15 protein-coding genes are annotated in these 15230 nt (G+C 60.7%); 7 read left to right on the forward strand and 8 right to left on the reverse strand.

The genetic code is table 11. The features are described from left to right. Positions 1 to 123 precede the first annotated feature (123 nt). The 3 genes from VPH41_RS15075 to VPH41_RS15085 all read left to right on the forward strand — a co-directional run bounded on the left by VPH41_RS15075 (position 124) and on the right by VPH41_RS15085 (position 2728). Positions 124 to 723: an FMN-dependent NADH-azoreductase gene (locus tag VPH41_RS15075; protein ID WP_328570646.1), complete on the forward strand. Its 600-nt coding sequence runs from the start codon at positions 124 to 126 to the stop codon at positions 721 to 723. Between the two features lie 57 nt (positions 724 to 780). Then, positions 781 to 1656, forward strand: a complete 876-nt coding sequence (locus VPH41_RS15080; RefSeq protein WP_328570647.1) for a pirin family protein — start codon at positions 781 to 783, stop codon at positions 1654 to 1656. Between the two features lie 115 nt (positions 1657 to 1771). After that, entirely contained in the window at positions 1772 to 2728 is a 957-nt protein-coding gene (locus VPH41_RS15085) for a cation diffusion facilitator family transporter (protein ID WP_328570648.1), read from the forward strand. 140 nt (positions 2729 to 2868) lie between these two features. On the opposite strand, the gene VPH41_RS15090 is transcribed toward VPH41_RS15085, so the two are convergent. The 3 genes from VPH41_RS15090 to VPH41_RS15100 are packed head-to-tail and all read right to left on the reverse strand — an operon-like array spanning position 2869 to position 6454. Further along, a complete protein-coding gene (locus tag VPH41_RS15090) occupies positions 2869 to 5121 on the reverse strand; it encodes a RelA/SpoT family protein (protein ID WP_328570649.1) in 2253 nt (750 codons plus the stop codon). Positions 5122 to 5175: 54 nt separating this feature from the next. Then, positions 5176 to 5526 (reverse strand): RidA family protein, encoded by a 351-nt coding sequence (locus VPH41_RS15095; protein ID WP_034784210.1) that lies wholly within the window; start codon positions 5524 to 5526, stop codon positions 5176 to 5178. A gap of 46 nt (positions 5527 to 5572) precedes the next feature. Next, a complete protein-coding gene (locus VPH41_RS15100) occupies positions 5573 to 6454 on the reverse strand; it encodes an alpha/beta fold hydrolase (RefSeq protein WP_328570650.1) in 882 nt (293 codons plus the stop codon). 337 nt (positions 6455 to 6791) lie between these two features. Between VPH41_RS15100 and VPH41_RS15105 the strand changes: the two genes are divergently transcribed. Both VPH41_RS15105 and VPH41_RS15110 read left to right on the forward strand, forming a co-directional pair. After that, positions 6792 to 8129, forward strand: a complete 1338-nt coding sequence (locus VPH41_RS15105; protein WP_226938839.1) for a dicarboxylate/amino acid:cation symporter — start codon at positions 6792 to 6794, stop codon at positions 8127 to 8129. A gap of 234 nt (positions 8130 to 8363) precedes the next feature. After that, positions 8364 to 8774: a DoxX family protein gene (locus VPH41_RS15110; protein ID WP_152283222.1), complete on the forward strand. Its 411-nt coding sequence runs from the start codon at positions 8364 to 8366 to the stop codon at positions 8772 to 8774. Positions 8775 to 8826: 52 nt separating this feature from the next. Here the strand turns inward: VPH41_RS15110 and VPH41_RS15115 are convergent, their stop codons facing one another. Next, positions 8827 to 9477, reverse strand: coding sequence for a CoA transferase subunit B (locus VPH41_RS15115; RefSeq protein WP_152255279.1), 651 nt, complete (start codon positions 9475 to 9477; stop codon positions 8827 to 8829). A 20-nt stretch (positions 9478 to 9497) separates the two neighbouring features. Then, positions 9498 to 10199, reverse strand: coding sequence for a CoA transferase subunit A (locus VPH41_RS15120; protein WP_077403224.1), 702 nt, complete (start codon positions 10197 to 10199; stop codon positions 9498 to 9500). Positions 10200 to 10346: 147 nt separating this feature from the next. On the opposite strand from VPH41_RS15120, the gene VPH41_RS15125 reads away from it, so the two are divergent. Further along, a complete protein-coding gene (locus VPH41_RS15125; protein ID WP_034784217.1) occupies positions 10347 to 10913 on the forward strand; it encodes a LuxR C-terminal-related transcriptional regulator in 567 nt (188 codons plus the stop codon). 7 nt (positions 10914 to 10920) lie between these two features. Here VPH41_RS15125 and VPH41_RS15130 read toward each other — a convergent pair whose 3' ends face one another. The 3 genes from VPH41_RS15130 to VPH41_RS15140 all read right to left on the reverse strand — a co-directional run bounded on the left by VPH41_RS15130 (position 10921) and on the right by VPH41_RS15140 (position 13201). After that, positions 10921 to 11736 carry a phytanoyl-CoA dioxygenase family protein gene (locus VPH41_RS15130; RefSeq protein ID WP_287772278.1) on the reverse strand — a complete coding sequence of 272 codons (816 nt, stop codon included), beginning with the start codon at positions 11734 to 11736 and terminating at the stop codon, positions 10921 to 10923. An 8-nt stretch (positions 11737 to 11744) separates the two neighbouring features. Beyond that, on the reverse strand, positions 11745 to 12269 hold the full coding sequence (locus VPH41_RS15135; RefSeq protein ID WP_328570651.1) for a class I SAM-dependent methyltransferase: 525 nt from the start codon (positions 12267 to 12269) through the stop codon (positions 11745 to 11747). Between the two features lie 155 nt (positions 12270 to 12424). After that, on the reverse strand, positions 12425 to 13201 hold the full coding sequence (locus tag VPH41_RS15140) for an SDR family oxidoreductase (RefSeq protein WP_070221564.1): 777 nt from the start codon (positions 13199 to 13201) through the stop codon (positions 12425 to 12427). A gap of 251 nt (positions 13202 to 13452) precedes the next feature. On the opposite strand from VPH41_RS15140, the gene VPH41_RS15145 reads away from it, so the two are divergent. After that, positions 13453 to 15129 (forward strand): electron transfer flavoprotein-ubiquinone oxidoreductase, encoded by a 1677-nt coding sequence (locus VPH41_RS15145; RefSeq protein ID WP_174718100.1) that lies wholly within the window; start codon positions 13453 to 13455, stop codon positions 15127 to 15129. The last annotated feature ends 101 nt before the right edge of the window (positions 15130 to 15230 follow it).

Raw genomic sequence — 15230 nt, forward strand, 5'->3', positions numbered from 1 at the left:
ACTGACCTTTACACTTAATTGTTCCATTAGTGGATTAATGTTATCCATTTTAACGGCTTCCGCATCAATTTTGGAATTGCTATAGTTCATCCATCGCAAGACACCTCACAACGGAGAAACAAGATGAACATCCTGCAAATCAATTCCAGCGCCCGCAGCACCGGCTCCGCCTCGACCCGTCTGGCTGACGCCATCGTTACCCGCGTACAAGCCGCCAACCCGGGCGCCGCCCTCGTGCGCCGCGACCTGGCCGCCGCACCGCACCCCGTGCTCGACGAGCCGACCCTGCAAGCGCTGTTCACGCCAGCAGACAAGCGTACGCCGGAACAAGCGGCCCGCATCGCCCTCGACGATGCGCTGATTGCGCAAGTGCAAGCAGCTGACGTGATCGTCATCGGCGCCCCCATGTACAACTTCGGCATCACCGTGCAACTGAAAAGCTGGTTCGACGCGATTGCCCGCGCCAACGTCACCTTCAAATACACGGAAAACGGCCCCGAGGGTCTCTTGACCGGCAAGAAAGTCTATGTGGGCCTGTCCCGCGGCGGCTTGCACCGCGACAGCGCGCACGACAGCCAGGTGCCTTACCTGAACACCATGTTCGGTTTCCTGGGCATGACCGACGTGCAGTATGTGTATTCGGAAGGCATGGGCATGGGCCCGGAAGCCGTGGCCAAGGCGCAAGCGCAAGCGGACGCCGAGATCAACGCGATCCTGGTGTAATCCCCAGCAGTGAAAGGGACGGCGCACTGGCGCCGTCCCGGCCTAGAGGAGAGAACAATGAGCGATACCACCACCGTCAACAAGCCACGCGCCGTCGAGCGCGTGATCGCCGGCCAGGCCGTCATGGATGGCGCCGGCGTGAAGATCAACCGCGTGCTGACGCAGCAGCTGCAGCGCCGCCTCGACCCGTTCTTGATGCTCGATAACTTTGCCAGCGACAAGCCGAACGACTATATCGCCGGCTTTCCCGAGCATCCGCACCGGGGCTTCGAAACGGTCTCGTACATGATCACGGGGCGCATGCGCCACAAGGACAGCGCGGGCCACGAAGGCTTGCTGACGTCGGGCGGCGTGCAATGGATGACGGCCGGCAGCGGCGTGATCCACTCGGAAATGCCGGAACAGGAAGAAGGCGTGATGGAAGGTTTTCAGCTGTGGCTGAACCTGCCCGCGCGCGACAAGATGCGCACGCCGTGGTACCGCGATTTCACGAGCAGCGAAATCCCCCGCTATACGACGGACGCGGGCGTAAAAGTGCAAGTGATCGCCGGCGCCAGCCATGGCGTGACGGGCGCCGTGCAGCGCGAGCTGACGGAACCGCTGTACCTCGACATCGACTTGCCGGCGGGCACCAGCTTCGAGCAACCGCTGCCGGAAGGCCATAACGCCTTCCTGTACACGTTCCGCGGCGAAGTGCAGGTGGACGGTAAGGCCGTGCCCGCCCTGCGCATGGCGATCTTTGCCAACACGCCAGGTTCCAACGGCGTGCGCATCGAGGCGCCGCAAGGCGGCCGCGTGATTCTCGTCGCCGGCCAGCCCTTGAACGAGCCGATCGCGCAGTACGGCCCGTTTGTCATGAATACCCAGGCGGAAGTGTTCCAGGCCGTGCAGGACTTCCGCGAAGGCAAGTTTGGCGAGACGGCGGCGCAATAAAGTTGCCTGTTCCATCAAAAACCTGCAGTCCTCCGGGCCTGCAGGTTTTTTTCGTGCCGACTATATTGTTGCTTTTCAATTACACTGACGGCAACATCATTCCACAAAGCATTCCATGCAGCCCACGCCCAGCAACACCGAACACGACGCCACCCATTTGCACGCCCACCTGAAAGGCGATGCCAAGCACACCCATTCGTTCGAGGGGCGCAGCCAGAGCATCCTCGCGTGGGCGCTGGGCCTGACCCTGTCGTTTGCCGGCATCGAGGTGGCGGCCGGCTTCCTGTCCAATTCGCTGGCCCTGATTTCCGACGCGGGCCACATGGTCACGGACGCGGCCGCGCTGGGCCTGGCACTGCTTGCGCAACTGATCGCGCGCCGCCCGCCCTCGCCGCGCCACTCGTTCGGCTTTGGCCGCGCCGAAGCGCTGGCCGCCTTCGTCAACGGCCTGGCCATGCTGTGCGTGGTGGGCTGGATCTGCTATGAAGCCGTGCTGCGCTTTTCCTCCCCGCAACCCGTCAAGGGCGGCATGGTCTTCATCGTCGCCTTCATCGGCCTGGCGATCAATGTGGTGGTGGCGTGGGTCTTATCGAAAGACAAGCAGAGCGTCAACACGCGCGCCGCCCTCGTGCACGTGATGGGCGACTTGCTCGGCTCCGTCGCCGCCATCGTTGCCGGCGCCGTCATTTACTTTACGGGCTGGATGCAGATCGACCCGCTGCTGTCCGTGCTGGTGTCCCTGCTGATTTTAAAGTCGACGTTCGGCGTGCTGCGCGAGTCCTACCACTTCCTGATGGAAAGCGTGCCCATGCACATCGATTACATCGCCGTGGGCACGGACGTGGAACAGGTGGACGGCGTGATTGCCGTGCATGACCTGCATGTGTGGGACATGTCGCCGGGCCAGCCGGCCCTGATCGGCCACGTGGAAATCGAGCACCTCGACCATTGGCCGAAGGTCTTGCGCGCGATCAAGAAGATGTTATTGAGCAAGCATGGCATCGACCACATCACCCTGCAGCCGGAGACGGCCGCGATGGCGGGATTGCATGCGGGTGACAAGACGCATTAACACCAAGTTCAACAAGCGTCACAACGTCTGACAAAACCGTAGCGAGCGGAAGGTAGAGGTGGTCGAGAAGCGCAACCGTACTCTAGTACGGTGAGCATCGCAGGCCGCCTATACCGACGCGCAGTAGGTTTGGTCAGGCGTCAGCTACGCCGTGCCTCCAGCACCCCGCTCACATCCTTGATCACATTCAAGGCCTTCAACAACTGCGCCGTCGAGCTGATCTCGGCCGTAAAAGTCATGCGGGCCTGGCCCTTGGCGCTTTGGGTGTTGACGCCGATCACGTTGATCTTTTCGCGCGAGAAGATTTCGGAGATGTCGCGCAGCAAGCCCTGGCGGTCGCCGGCGAGAATGAAAATATCGACCGGATACACGGTATCGTGGCCACCCGTGCTGCCCCACTCCGTGAAGATCACGCGCTCGGGCGCCTTGGCGCGCATTTCCTCGAAATTCTTGCACGTGGCTCGGTGGATGGAAACGCCCTTGCCGCGCGTGACGAAACCCACGATGCTGTCCGGCGGCGCCGGCTTGCAGCACTTGGCCAGCACCGTCATCAAGCCCTCGGTACCCACTACCAGCACGCCGGACTTGGCGCCCTGCTCCACGCTGGACGCGCGGCTTTTTCCCACCAGCACGGCGTCTTCCGGCACCGCCACTTCGCCATTGTCGTGCAGCGCCTGCTCCACGTGGCGCAGGCTGAATTCATCCTTGCCGACCGACAGGAACAGCTCGTCGACCTTGGCAAAGCCCAGCTTTTGCGCCAGCGCTTCGAGATTGACGGCCGTCTTGCCTTCGCGCTGCAACGATTTTTCCACCAGCGCACGGCCATGGGCCAGGGTTTCCTGCATGTCGATAGCGTGGAACCAGGCGCGGATTTTTGACCGCGTGCGCGTGCTGACGGCGTAACCGGCGCTGAGCCAGTCGCGCGACGGCCCGGCCGTGCCCGGCGCGCCCTTGGCCGTGATGATTTCGCAGGTCTGGCCATTCTTTAATTGCGTATTCAGGGGCACCATAATGCCATCGACCTTGGCGCCGCGGCAGCGGTGGCCCACGTCCGTATGCAGGTGATACGCAAAATCGACGGGCGTGGCGCCGACGGGCAATTCCAGCACCCGCGCTTGCGGCGTCATGACGAAGATGCGGTCGTCCAGGGTGGCGGACTTGAGTTTTTCCACCCATTCGCGCTGGATTTCCTCCTGGCCCACGACGGCGTCGGCCACCTCGGTTTTCCACGCCAGCAACTGGCGCAGCCAGGCGATCTTTTCGTCGTACTTCTGGCCGGCAAAGTTCGAACCGCCCTCTTCCTTGTAGCGCCAGTGCGCCGCCACGCCGTATTCGGCAAAGCTGTGCATTTCATTGGTGCGGATTTGCACTTCCAGCGGCCGGCCATCCTCGGCCGTCACCACCGTGTGCAGCGACTGGTAACCGTTGGGTTTCGGCCGCGAAATGTAATCGTCGAATTCCTTCGGGATGGGGGTCCAGATATTGTGGACCACGCCCAGCACCGTGTAGCAAGTCTTCACGTCGGCAACGATGACGCGGAAGGCGCGCACGTCGTACAGGGCCGTGAAATCGAGCTCCTTGCCGCGCATCTTGTTCCAGATGCTGTAGATGTGTTTCGGGCGGCCAAACACTTCCGCCTGGATGCCGGCCGACGCCAGTTCCGTCTGCAGGCGCAGGATCGCCGAGGACACGAAGCCCTCGCGCATCATGCGCTTTTCTTCCAGCATCTTGGCGATGCGTTTGTACGCTTCCGGTTCGATGAAGCGGAACGACAAGTCTTCCAGTTCCCACTTCAGCTGCCAGATGCCGAGGCGGTTGGCCAGCGGCGCGTACAGATCCAGCGTTTCCTTGCCGTATTCGCGCGTCATTTCGTTGAACAGTTTTAATTCAGCGAAGTAACGCAAGGTCGTCACGCACGCTGCCAGGCGCACCAGCACGACACGCATATCGGAGGCCATCGCCAGCAGCATCTTGCGCAAGGTTTCCACCTGGGCCACGGCTTGCTGCGCCGCATTCTTGCCCCGGCCTGCGCTGCCGCCATGCTGCGCCTGGGTCAGCGCGCGCAAGCGGATCAGCTGGCGCACGCCCGTGGCCAGGTCGCACACCTGCTTGCCGAAGCGCGGCTCGATATCGGCCGCGGTGTCCGGCTCGAGCAGGGTCAGCTCGAACATCAGGCCGGCAATGCGCGTTTCCGCATCGCTGCGCAGGAAAGCCAGGGTGGTGGCCACGCCGATGGCGAAGTCCAGCGCGGAGCGGCCGGCAAAGGTCAGCTTGTCGCCATACGCGTCGGTGGCATACGCGAGCGCGTCCAGCACGCGCGCGCTGTCCGGCGCACTCAAGCCCTCTACCAGTTGTTCCGAGGTGGCGCTATTCGGGGCCGAGATGGAAACCATGTGATACCTTATAAACTTAACAACTCAATAACTGAATAACAATAACTGAATAACTTAGCGCTCTGCAGCGATGATGACGATTTCTACCAAGCAAGCCGGATTGGCCAGTTTCGCTTCCACCGTGGCGCGCGGCGGCGTGTGGCCGGACGCGACCCAGTCATCCCACACTTCATTCATGCCGGGGAAATCCTTCATGTCGGCGATGTAGATCTGGCACGACAGGATGCAAGTCTTGTCGCTGCCTGCTTCCATCAGCAAACGGTCGACGTGGCCCAGCACTTCGCGCGTCTGGCCGACGATACCCTGCGTCGTGTCTTCGGCGATCTGGCCGGCCAGGTAGATGGTGTTGTTGTGTATGGCTACTTCGGAGAGGCGCTTGCCTACGTGCAGTCGTGTAATTTCCATGCTCTTCTTTCAGTCGTTTCAAAATCTGTACAGCGTTACCGGCTATTTATTTGCCCAGCAAAAACTTGCGGGCGATGGCGATCTGGTCGTCGTGGACGAACGTGGGCGCGTGGCCCACGCCGGCGATTTCCACCAGTTCCGCCTTCGGGCCGCGGCCCAGCATCAAGGTGGCCGTCTCGTGCGACAGCAAGTCCGATTCCGACCCGCGCACCAGCAAGGTGGGGCAGCGCACGGCATCGTATGCGGCCCACAGCATGGCTTCGTCGCTGGCCGCCGATTCCGGCGTGGCCGAGCGGAACGGCATGGCCAGGCCCATATCGTAGTGGCGGCGCCAGTGGCCATCCTTGTCTTGCCGCAGTACATCCACCGCCAGTTTATGCCATTCCGCGTCCGTATGCGGGCCGAAGCTGGCGGACACGTCGCGCACAAACTTGGCGCCCTGCTCGAAGGTTTCGAAACGCAAGTCCTGGCCGATGTAGTCGCCGATGCGCTGCAACGCTTCCGGCGCCAGGGTGGGACCGATGTCGTTCAGGACCAGCTTGCTGATCGGGCAGTTGGGCAACGATGCCAGGCCAAGGCCGATCAAGCCGCCCATCGAGGTGCCGAACCAGTCCACCGTCTGGCGCTCGCCATTGGCCAGCACGCGCGCCAGCAGGGTCACCATGTCGCTCACATATTGCGGTACGCGGTAAAACTGCGGATTGGCCAGCCAGCCCGAGCGCCCGCGCCCCACCACGTCGGGGCAGATGACGCGGTAATCGCTGGCCATGGCGCGCGCCAGGTTGTCGAAGTCGTCCGCCACGCGCGTCACGCCATGGGCGCAGACGAGTACGTTCGGATTGTCGGGCGCGCCCCACTCCTTGTACGACATGGTGTGCAAGCCTGCAGGGGAGATGCACTGGACGGATTTGATGCTCGCTTCGATCATGCCATTCCTTATCACACCGGAAAAACCTGCTGCGCGTCGGTGGTTGCGGCCTGCGATGCTCACCGTACCAAAGTACGGTTGTGCTTCTCGGCCACAACTCCCTTCCGCTCGCCAGGGTTTTGTCCGGCGTCGTTATTTGGTAGTAAAAAACAAAGAAACCGGCGATTTGCCGGTTGCCTCGCGCGCGACGCTACGGCAGTGTAGCGCAGCGCGGGCAATGCTCCAAGCGCACGCCTGAAATGCTGCGCCGCAGCACGCCAGTCATGGGGCAATACCCGATATAGCGAAAATGCATATCTGCGGTTATCCACAATTGAGCGGGCCTGGCAATGGGCGGATGATCGCAGCATCAACCCGCAAGAGGAGACCACTCGTGAAAAAACCATTCTATAAAATCCTGTACGTGCAGGTGCTGTTCGCCATCGTGGCCGGCGTGCTGCTGGGGGTGTTCTACCCTTCGAACGCCGTCGACATGAAACCGCTGGGCGACGGCTTTATCAAACTGATCAAGATGATCATCGCCCCGGTGATCTTCTGTACCGTGGTCTCCGGCATCGCGGGCATGCAGGACGTCAAGAAAATCGGCAGAGTCGGCGGCAAGGCCCTGCTGTACTTTGAAATCGTCTCCACGTTCGCGCTGGCCATCGGCTTGCTGGTTGCCAATATCCTGAAACCGGGCGCCGGCTTCAACGCCGATCCGGCCCACCTGGACGCCAAGTCGATCGCGCAATACACGCACGCCGAAGGCATGACCACCGTCGACTTCCTGATGAACATCATCCCGAAGACCTTCGTCGATGCCTTCGCCAAGGGCGACATCCTGCAAGTGCTGCTGATCGCCGTACTGTTCGGCTTCTCGCTGTCCCTGCTGGGCGAGCGCGGCCGTCCCGTCACCAAGCTGATCGACGAGCTGTCGCATGCCATCTTCGGCATGGTCAACATCATCATGAAAGTCGCTCCCATCGGCGCATTCGGCGCGATGGCCTTTACCATCGGTAAATACGGCCTGGCGTCGCTGATCCCGCTGGCTAAACTGATGGGTTCGTTCTACCTGACCTGCTTCCTGTTCGTCTTCGTCGTGCTGGGCCTGATCGCCAAGTACACGGGCTTCTCCATCGGCCGCTTCCTGCTGTACATCAAGGAAGAACTGCTGATCGTGCTGGGCACGAGCTCGTCGGAATCGGCGCTGCCGGCCCTGATGAAAAAACTCGAGCGCCTGGGCTGCTCGAAACCGGTGGTCGGCCTGGTCGTGCCTACCGGCTACTCGTTCAACCTGGACGGCACCAACATCTACATGACCATGGCTGCCCTGTTCGTGGCACAGGCCACCAACACGGACCTGACCATCTGGCAAGAACTGACCATCCTGGGCGTGGCGATGCTGACCTCGAAAGGCGCCTCCGGCATCACGGGCGCCGGCTTCATCACCCTGGCCGCCACCCTGGCCGTGGTGCCGACCATCCCCGTGGCCGGCATGGCGCTCATCCTGGGCATCGACCGCTTCATGAGCGAATGCCGCGCGCTGACGAACTTTGTCGGCAACGGCGTGGCCACCATCGTCGTGTCGAAATGGGAAAAAGAACTGGACATGGACAAGCTGCACAGCGAGCTGGCACATCCAACCCACCCGACCGACGACGCCTATGTCGCCCCGACCGTAAATATCGTCAAGTAAGCCGTACGCTTCATTGAAAAGCCCCGCAGAGCGATCTGCGGGGCTTTTTTCATGCGCGCGGGTTTTATTGCATCATCAACATAGAGTAAATCATGCATCAATATTTCATTAGATGATCAATGAATGAAAAACGATTACAGTTACACCACTGTTCGCCGGCAAGCTCCCGCATAATGACATTGCGTTAATGCAAGCCTGACACCGAACCATCCACCCTTTTGAATGGAGTACGTCATGTCCCTCACGCCCGCCTTCTACGCCACCTGGAGCCCACGCCTGCTGGGCCTGCTGCGCATCATCCTCGGCTTCCTGTACATCCAGCACGGCACCGCCAAGCTGTTCGGCGCGCCCCACGTGGCCATGTTCGACGGCCTGCAACTGTTTTCCCTGATGGGCGCGGCCGGCGTGCTGGAACTGGTGGGCGGCGCCCTGCTGCTGGTCGGCCTGTTCACGCGTCCCGTCGCCTTCATCCTGTCGGGCCAGATGGCCGTCGCCTATTTCATGATGCACGCGCCAGCCGCCTTCCTGCCCATCCTGAACGGCGGCGAAATGGCCGTCATGTACTGCTTCGCCTTCCTGTATTTCGCGGCAGCGGGCGCCGGCGCCTACAGCCTGGACGGCTTGCGCGGCAAGGCTGGCGCATAAAAAAAGGGCGGACATCGCTGTCCGCCCTGCTTCGATACGACGCTCCGCTTGCTTACACGGCGGACACGTCCAGCTCAGCGCCCGTGGCCGCCTGCACTTGTTCCTTGCTCACGCCTGGCGCCAGTTCCACCAGTTTCAAACCGTTTTCCGTCACGTCGATCACGCCCAGGTCGCTGATGATGACGTCGACCACGCCCACGCCCGTCAGCGGCAGGTCGCACTGTTTCAGCAGCTTGTGCGACGTCGTGCCATCCTTGGCCGTGGCCACGTGTTCCATCAGCACGACGACGCGCTTGACGCCGGCCACCAGGTCCATGGCGCCGCCCATGCCCTTGACCATCTTGCCTGGAATCATCCAGTTCGCCAGGTCGCCTTTTTCCGACACCTGCATGGCGCCCAGGATGGCCAGGTTGATCTTGCCGCCGCGGATCATGCCGAACGAGTCGGCCGAGCTGAAGTAGGCGGCGCCCGGCAAGGCCGTCACCGTCTGCTTGCCCGCGTTGATCAGGTCCGCATCGACTTCATCGTCGGTGGGAAACGGGCCGATGCCCAGCAAGCCGTTTTCCGACTGCAGGAACACTTCGATATTCTCCGGCACGTAGTTCGCCACCAGGGTCGGCAAGCCGATGCCCAGGTTCACATAAAAACCGTCCTGCAATTCTTTCGCCGCGCGCGCGGCCATTTCGTCTCTAGTCCAAGCCATGATGTTCTCCGTATTCTTTTTTAAGCTTCGGCGCGCACGGTGCGCTGCTCGATGCGTTTTTCCGGGTTCGCGTTGACCACGATGCGGTGCACGAAGATGCTGGGGGTATGCACCTGGTCCGGGTCGATCTCGCCCACTTCCACCAGTTTTTCCACTTCGACGATGGTGATCTTGCCCGCCATGGCCACGTTCGGGTTGAAATTGCGCGCCGTCTTGCGGTAGACCAAATTGCCCGCGCGGTCGGCCATGTAGGCTTTGACCAGCGATACATCGGCCACCAGGCTGCGTTCCATCACGTATTGTTCGCCGTCGAATTCGCGCAGCTCCTTGCCGTCGGCAACGATGGTGCCCACGCCGGTTTTCGTGAAGAAGGCGGGGATGCCGGCGCCGCCGGCGCGCAGCTTCTCGGCCAGGGTGCCTTGCGGCGTGAATTCCAGCTCCAGTTCGCCGGCCAGGTACTGGCGCGCGAATTCCTTGTTTTCGCCCACATAGGAGGCGATCATTTTCTTGATCTGGCGCGTGGTCAGCAGCTGGCCCAGGCCGAAGCCGTCCACGCCCGCGTTGTTGGAAATGGCCGTCAGGCCCGTCACGCCCGAATCGCGCAAGGCGCCGATCAGGGCTTCGGGGATGCCGCACAGGCCGAAGCCGCCGACGGCGATGGTCTGGCCATCTTGGACGATACCGGCCAGCGCCGAGGCGGCGTCAGGATAAACTTTATTCATGGGTGTCCCTCTATCTTTTGTTAAGCTTTGGTCTTGAGTCCATGACTCAGGCAGCGACTCAGCATAAAATACGCGAGTGGAAAGTACAATACCGTAGAACTACCGGCACCGTGCCGGCAATCCCCCTGTGAGAGTGATACGTATCAGATGAACGCCGCGTCAGCCATCGATTATGAAAGCATCTTCCTGCACGCGCCCGTGGGCATGTGCATGTCGGAAAACCGCATCATGCGCAGCTGCAACGAAGCACTGGCAGCCATGTTCGGCTATGCGCGGGCCCAGCTGGACGACCAGTCGTTCGAAGTACTCTACCCCACGCACGATGAATTCCTGCGCACCGGTGACCGCATCATTCCCATCATGAACGCCAAAGGCCGCTATTCGGACGAACGCATCATGCGGCGCAGCAATGGGGAATTGTTCTGGTGCCACGTCACGGGCCACGCCATGCTGGCCGCGCAGCCGCTGGGGCCGGGCATCTGGACGTTCGAGGATGTCAGCGAGAAGCGTCCCGTGACGGCGGAGCTGACCCCGCGCGAGCGCGAAATCGCTGCCCTGTTGGTGGAAGGCAAGACCAGCAAGGTCATCGCCCGCCAGATCGATCTCAGCCCCCGCACGGTGGAAATGCACCGTGCCAAGCTGATGCGCAAGTTCGCCGCTTCCACGTCGTCCGAGCTGGTGCACAAGCTGGTGGGCTTGCAGCTGCAGCGCTGACGACGCGTTAAGGCGCGCCGCCCTGCTCCCGCTTGGCCTGTTCGTACTTGATGATTTTCAGTACCCTGGAATTGGCAAAATACTGGATGCAATTGAGGGGCGAATAGAAAATATCCGTCTTCCATTCGCCCGACACCAGTTCCTTGCCCGTCGGGTCGTCCGCCGGCTGGAAGATCGTATCGGCCAGAATGCGATGCACGCCCGACACATTCGGTCCCGATTCATGCCACGTCGAACTGTGCATGACGACGAAATCGCCGGGATTCAAGATCGGCGTGACCTTGACGAACTTGATGCTGAAACTGTCGGGATTGATTTCGCCCGCATCGCCGAGATAACCGAGTTTATGCGAGCCCGCATAAAAACTCATCGCACCATTCTCTTCATCCACGCGGCTCAAGGCGGTAAAGATGCTGCATTTGTTCAGGTTACCCAGGTGGTAGCAGCTATCCTGATGCAGAAAGACCTTGTTCGGGCTGAACGCATCCTTGATGACGAAGCGGTGATTGTATAGCGCCACGTCGGGACCGAATATGCGCGACAGCGTTTCGGCATAGACGGGTGCGCGGTACATTTCCAGCAAGGTTGCGGGCAATTCCTCCGTCAGCGAAACGGGATTGGCCTGGCTGACATTGCGGCCCGAGCGCAGCTTGGCATCGTAGAAAATATCCCATGCATGCTGCCACTGCGCCAGCAGGTCCGGCGCAATGGCATTGCGCACGACAAACACGCCCGTCTCCCGGAATACTTCGGGCAGGAATTGCTCCCCGCTGATGCGCCGCAAAACGTCTTCGGCCTGTTCAGTTACCGCAGCCAGTGTCATCGCCACTCCTAGATAAAACGGAACGTCAGTTCGTTGTCTTGCGTGTTCTTGAACTTGTTGCACTTCGCCAGCACGTTATATTTAATGGGGAACAGTTCGCGGTCCGGCGTTTCCAGAATGTCGATTTCAATGATGTCGAAATCGCGCAGCAAGGCGCTCCAGCCATGCTCGGTAATACGCCAGCAATCCGGGATCGGGCCATGGATGCGCCAGTTCAAGGGAGCGGAAATGAGCAGATAGCCTTCATGCTTGAGGATGCGGCGGATTTCCTTGACGGTGTCGAACGGATTGAGCGTATGTTCGATCACTTCCAGGCACACGACGCAGTCATACGCGCTGTCCGCGATGGCCGTGTTGACCTTGGTGATGTCGCCCACCAGAGTGGGGCTGTAGGTATCGACGATATCAAAGGTATCGACGTTGAAATTGCTGAAGTTTTCGCGCACGGTGGAGCGATCCTGCGGCCCCACTTCCAGCAGCTTGCCCGTTTCACCGGCAAGCTTGGCGGCGGTTCTTGCAACAAAAGCGTTCAAGTGGTCGCGCGCCAGCTGAAATGTGTCATTATCAAACTTCGAGGGAGTTGCCATCGTAAAATTCTCGTCTAGTGGTTATGCTGGGACGCTATGCCGCAAGCAAAAACATCATAGCCGCTAATTTTCCACGTGGCAACAATCCCCTGGCCTGGCCCCTACATGCTGGCCATGCCGCCATCGGCCGAGATGATGGCGCCGTTGATGAAATGCGAATCCTCGCCCGCCAGCAGCAACAGCAGGCCATCGAGGTCTTCCGGCTTGCCCGGACGTTTATTGGGCAGCATTTCGATCAGCTTCTTGCCCTGCTCGGTGGCAAAGTAATCTTCGTTGATTTCCGTGGAAATGTAGCCGGGGCAGATGGCGTTCGTGTTGATGCCGTACTTGCCCCACTCCACGGCCATGGCGCGCGTCATGTGCACCATGCCCGCCTTGCTCATGCAATACACGCCGATCTGCGGCAGCACCTGCAAGCCCGCCATCGAGGCGATATTGATGATGCGGTGCTGTTTCTTCGGGTCGCCCTTGGCCCGCGCGATCATGCGCTTGGCCGTCTGCTGGGCCACGAAGAACGACCCGCGCAGATTGGTATCCATCACGAACGAGTAATCTTCGGGCGTGACGTCGACCAGGCGTTGCGTGGTGGAGACACCGGAGTTGTTGACGAGGATATCGATGGGGCCCGCTTCCGTTTCCGCATGCGCGATGGCCGACTTGATGCTGGCAAAGTCGGTCACGTCGAGCGACACCACGTGCGCGGCACCGCCGTCCGCTTCGATTTCGGCGCGCAGCTCCTTGAGGCGTTCCGTGCGGCGCGAAGCGAGCACGACTTGCGCGCCGGCCTGGGCCAGCACTTTCGCAAAGCGCGCGCCGAGGCCGCTCGATGCGCCGGTAATCAGGGCAATCTTGCCCTCGAAATTGACTTCTATGCCCACGAGCTACTCCTGTTTTATTTTAGATAACACTTTGCGCCGTGCCGATGGCAGGCGGGCAAAATCGCCCGCGGCGCACTCGAGCAAAAGTAAACGCCATCATTACACAAAATGGCCGGATTTAGATTGCGGCGAGGGGCAATGTCACGCAAAATGGCGCCAAAGTTGCAATCCTCGCCAAAAACAAGCACACTCGTGCTTAAATTTCTTCGAAGATTCCTCACCCACCCATTTAGTGACTATAAATCGAGACCATGACACAGCCTAATAACTTAGTTGAACAGTACGGACCGCGCGAAACCATGGAATACGACGTGGTGATCGTGGGCGGCGGCCCCGCAGGCTTGGCGGCCGCGATCCGCCTGAAGCAGCTGGCCGCTGAAAAGAGCCAGGAAGTGTCCGTCTGCGTACTGGAAAAAGGCGGCGAACTGGGCGCGCATATCCTGTCGGGCGCCATCATGGACCCGAAAGCGCTGACGGAACTGATTCCAAACTGGAAAGAACTGGGCGCGCCCCTGAACACGGAAGTGACGGAAGACCGCATCCTGTTCCTGACCGAGACCAAGGCATATAAAACGCCGGGCTTCGCCGTGCCTGCCTGCTTTGAAAACCACGGCAACTACATCGTTTCCTTGGGCAATGTGGTGCGCTGGATGGGCCAGCAGGCGGAAAACCTGGGCGTGGAAATCTTCCCCGGCTTCCCTGCCGCGGAAATCCTGTACAACGACGACGGCTCCGTAAAGGGCGTAGCGACCGGCAACATGGGCGTCAAGCGCGACGGCGAACCGGGCCCCGACTTCCAGCTGGGCATGGAATTGCACGCCAAGTACACCCTGTTTGCGGAAGGCGCACGCGGCCACCTGGGCAAGCAATTGATGGCCAAGTATGACTTGAACGCCGGCAAGGACCCGCAATCGTACGGCATCGGCATCAAGGAACTGTGGGAAATCGACCCCGCCCAGCACAAGCCGGGCCTGGTGATCCACTCGAGCGGCTGGCCGCTGGACACGAAAACCTACGGCGGCTCCTTCCTGTACCATCTGGAAAACAACCAGGTGATGGTCGGCTATGTGGTGGGCCTGAACTACGAAAACCCGTACCTGTCCCCGTACGAGGAATTCCAGCGCTACAAGACCCATCCGGAAATCCGCAAGTTCTTCGAAGGCGGCAAGCGCATCTCGTACGGCGCGCGCGCGATTGCGGCCGGCGGCCTGCAATCGTTGCCGAAACTGGTGTTTGCGGGCGGCGCACTGATCGGCTGCGATGCGGGCTTCCTGAACATGAGCCGCATCAAGGGCAGCCACGCAGCCATCAAGAGCGGCATGCTGGCGGCGGACGCGGCCTTCGGCGCCCTGGGCGAACAGCGCCAGCACGACGAACTGACGAGCTACCCTGTCGCGTTTGAGCAATCGTGGCTGCATGAAGAACTGCACGTGGCGCGCAACGTCAAGCCATGGCTGTCGAAAGGCCTGTACCTGGGCAGCCTGATGACGGGCATCGACCAGCTGATCTTCCGCGGCAAGGCGCCGTGGACCCTGCACCACTCGCATGGCGACCACGAATGCCTGAAGCCGGCCGCCCAGTCAAAGAAGATCGTGTATCCGAAACCCGACGGCAAGCTGACCTTCGACAAGATGTCGTCCGTGTTCATCTCGAACACGAACCACGCGGAAGACCAGCCCATCCACCTGACCTTGAAGAACGCCAGCGTGCCCGTCGACGTCAACCTGGCCACGTATGCGGGTCCGGAAGCCCGTTACTGTCCGGCCGGCGTGTACGAGTTCGTGAAGAACGACGACGGCGCCGAACGCCTGCAGATCAATGCGCAGAACTGCGTGCACTGCAAGACCTGCGACATCAAGGACCCGACGCAGAATATCGTATGGGTGACACCGGAAGGCGGCGGCGGACCGAACTATCCGAACATGTAAGCTTCGGCCCCATGCATGGCGACAGCGTCGCCAGCTGGCAGGAAAACAGCGCGCTCCCTCACGGTAGCGCGCTGTTTTTTTATTAAAAATATCATATTCCC

Origin of the sequence: Janthinobacterium sp. P210006, from assembly GCF_036231885.1 — a bacterium.
Classification (GTDB): domain Bacteria; phylum Pseudomonadota; class Gammaproteobacteria; order Burkholderiales; family Burkholderiaceae_D; genus Janthinobacterium; species Janthinobacterium violaceinigrum.

Coding starts and splice junctions, on each gene's coding strand:
- VPH41_RS15100 (WP_328570650.1), bottom strand. CDS start 6,454: ATGATCGAAGCGAGCATCAAATCCGTCCAGTGCATCTCCCCTGCAGGC.
- VPH41_RS15125 (WP_034784217.1), top strand. CDS start 10,347: ATGAACGCCGCGTCAGCCATCGATTATGAAAGCATCTTCCTGCACGCG.
- VPH41_RS15080 (WP_328570647.1), top strand. CDS start 781: ATGAGCGATACCACCACCGTCAACAAGCCACGCGCCGTCGAGCGCGTG.
- VPH41_RS15105 (WP_226938839.1), top strand. CDS start 6,792: ATGATCGCAGCATCAACCCGCAAGAGGAGACCACTCGTGAAAAAACCA.
- VPH41_RS15120 (WP_077403224.1), bottom strand. CDS start 10,199: ATGAATAAAGTTTATCCTGACGCCGCCTCGGCGCTGGCCGGTATCGTC.
- VPH41_RS15115 (WP_152255279.1), bottom strand. CDS start 9,477: ATGGCTTGGACTAGAGACGAAATGGCCGCGCGCGCGGCGAAAGAATTG.
- VPH41_RS15085 (WP_328570648.1), top strand. CDS start 1,772: ATGCAGCCCACGCCCAGCAACACCGAACACGACGCCACCCATTTGCAC.
- VPH41_RS15145 (WP_174718100.1), top strand. CDS start 13,453: ATGACACAGCCTAATAACTTAGTTGAACAGTACGGACCGCGCGAAACC.
- VPH41_RS15110 (WP_152283222.1), top strand. CDS start 8,364: ATGTCCCTCACGCCCGCCTTCTACGCCACCTGGAGCCCACGCCTGCTG.
- VPH41_RS15130 (WP_287772278.1), bottom strand. CDS start 11,736: ATGACACTGGCTGCGGTAACTGAACAGGCCGAAGACGTTTTGCGGCGC.
- VPH41_RS15075 (WP_328570646.1), top strand. CDS start 124: ATGAACATCCTGCAAATCAATTCCAGCGCCCGCAGCACCGGCTCCGCC.
- VPH41_RS15095 (WP_034784210.1), bottom strand. CDS start 5,526: ATGGAAATTACACGACTGCACGTAGGCAAGCGCCTCTCCGAAGTAGCC.
- VPH41_RS15090 (WP_328570649.1), bottom strand. CDS start 5,121: ATGGTTTCCATCTCGGCCCCGAATAGCGCCACCTCGGAACAACTGGTA.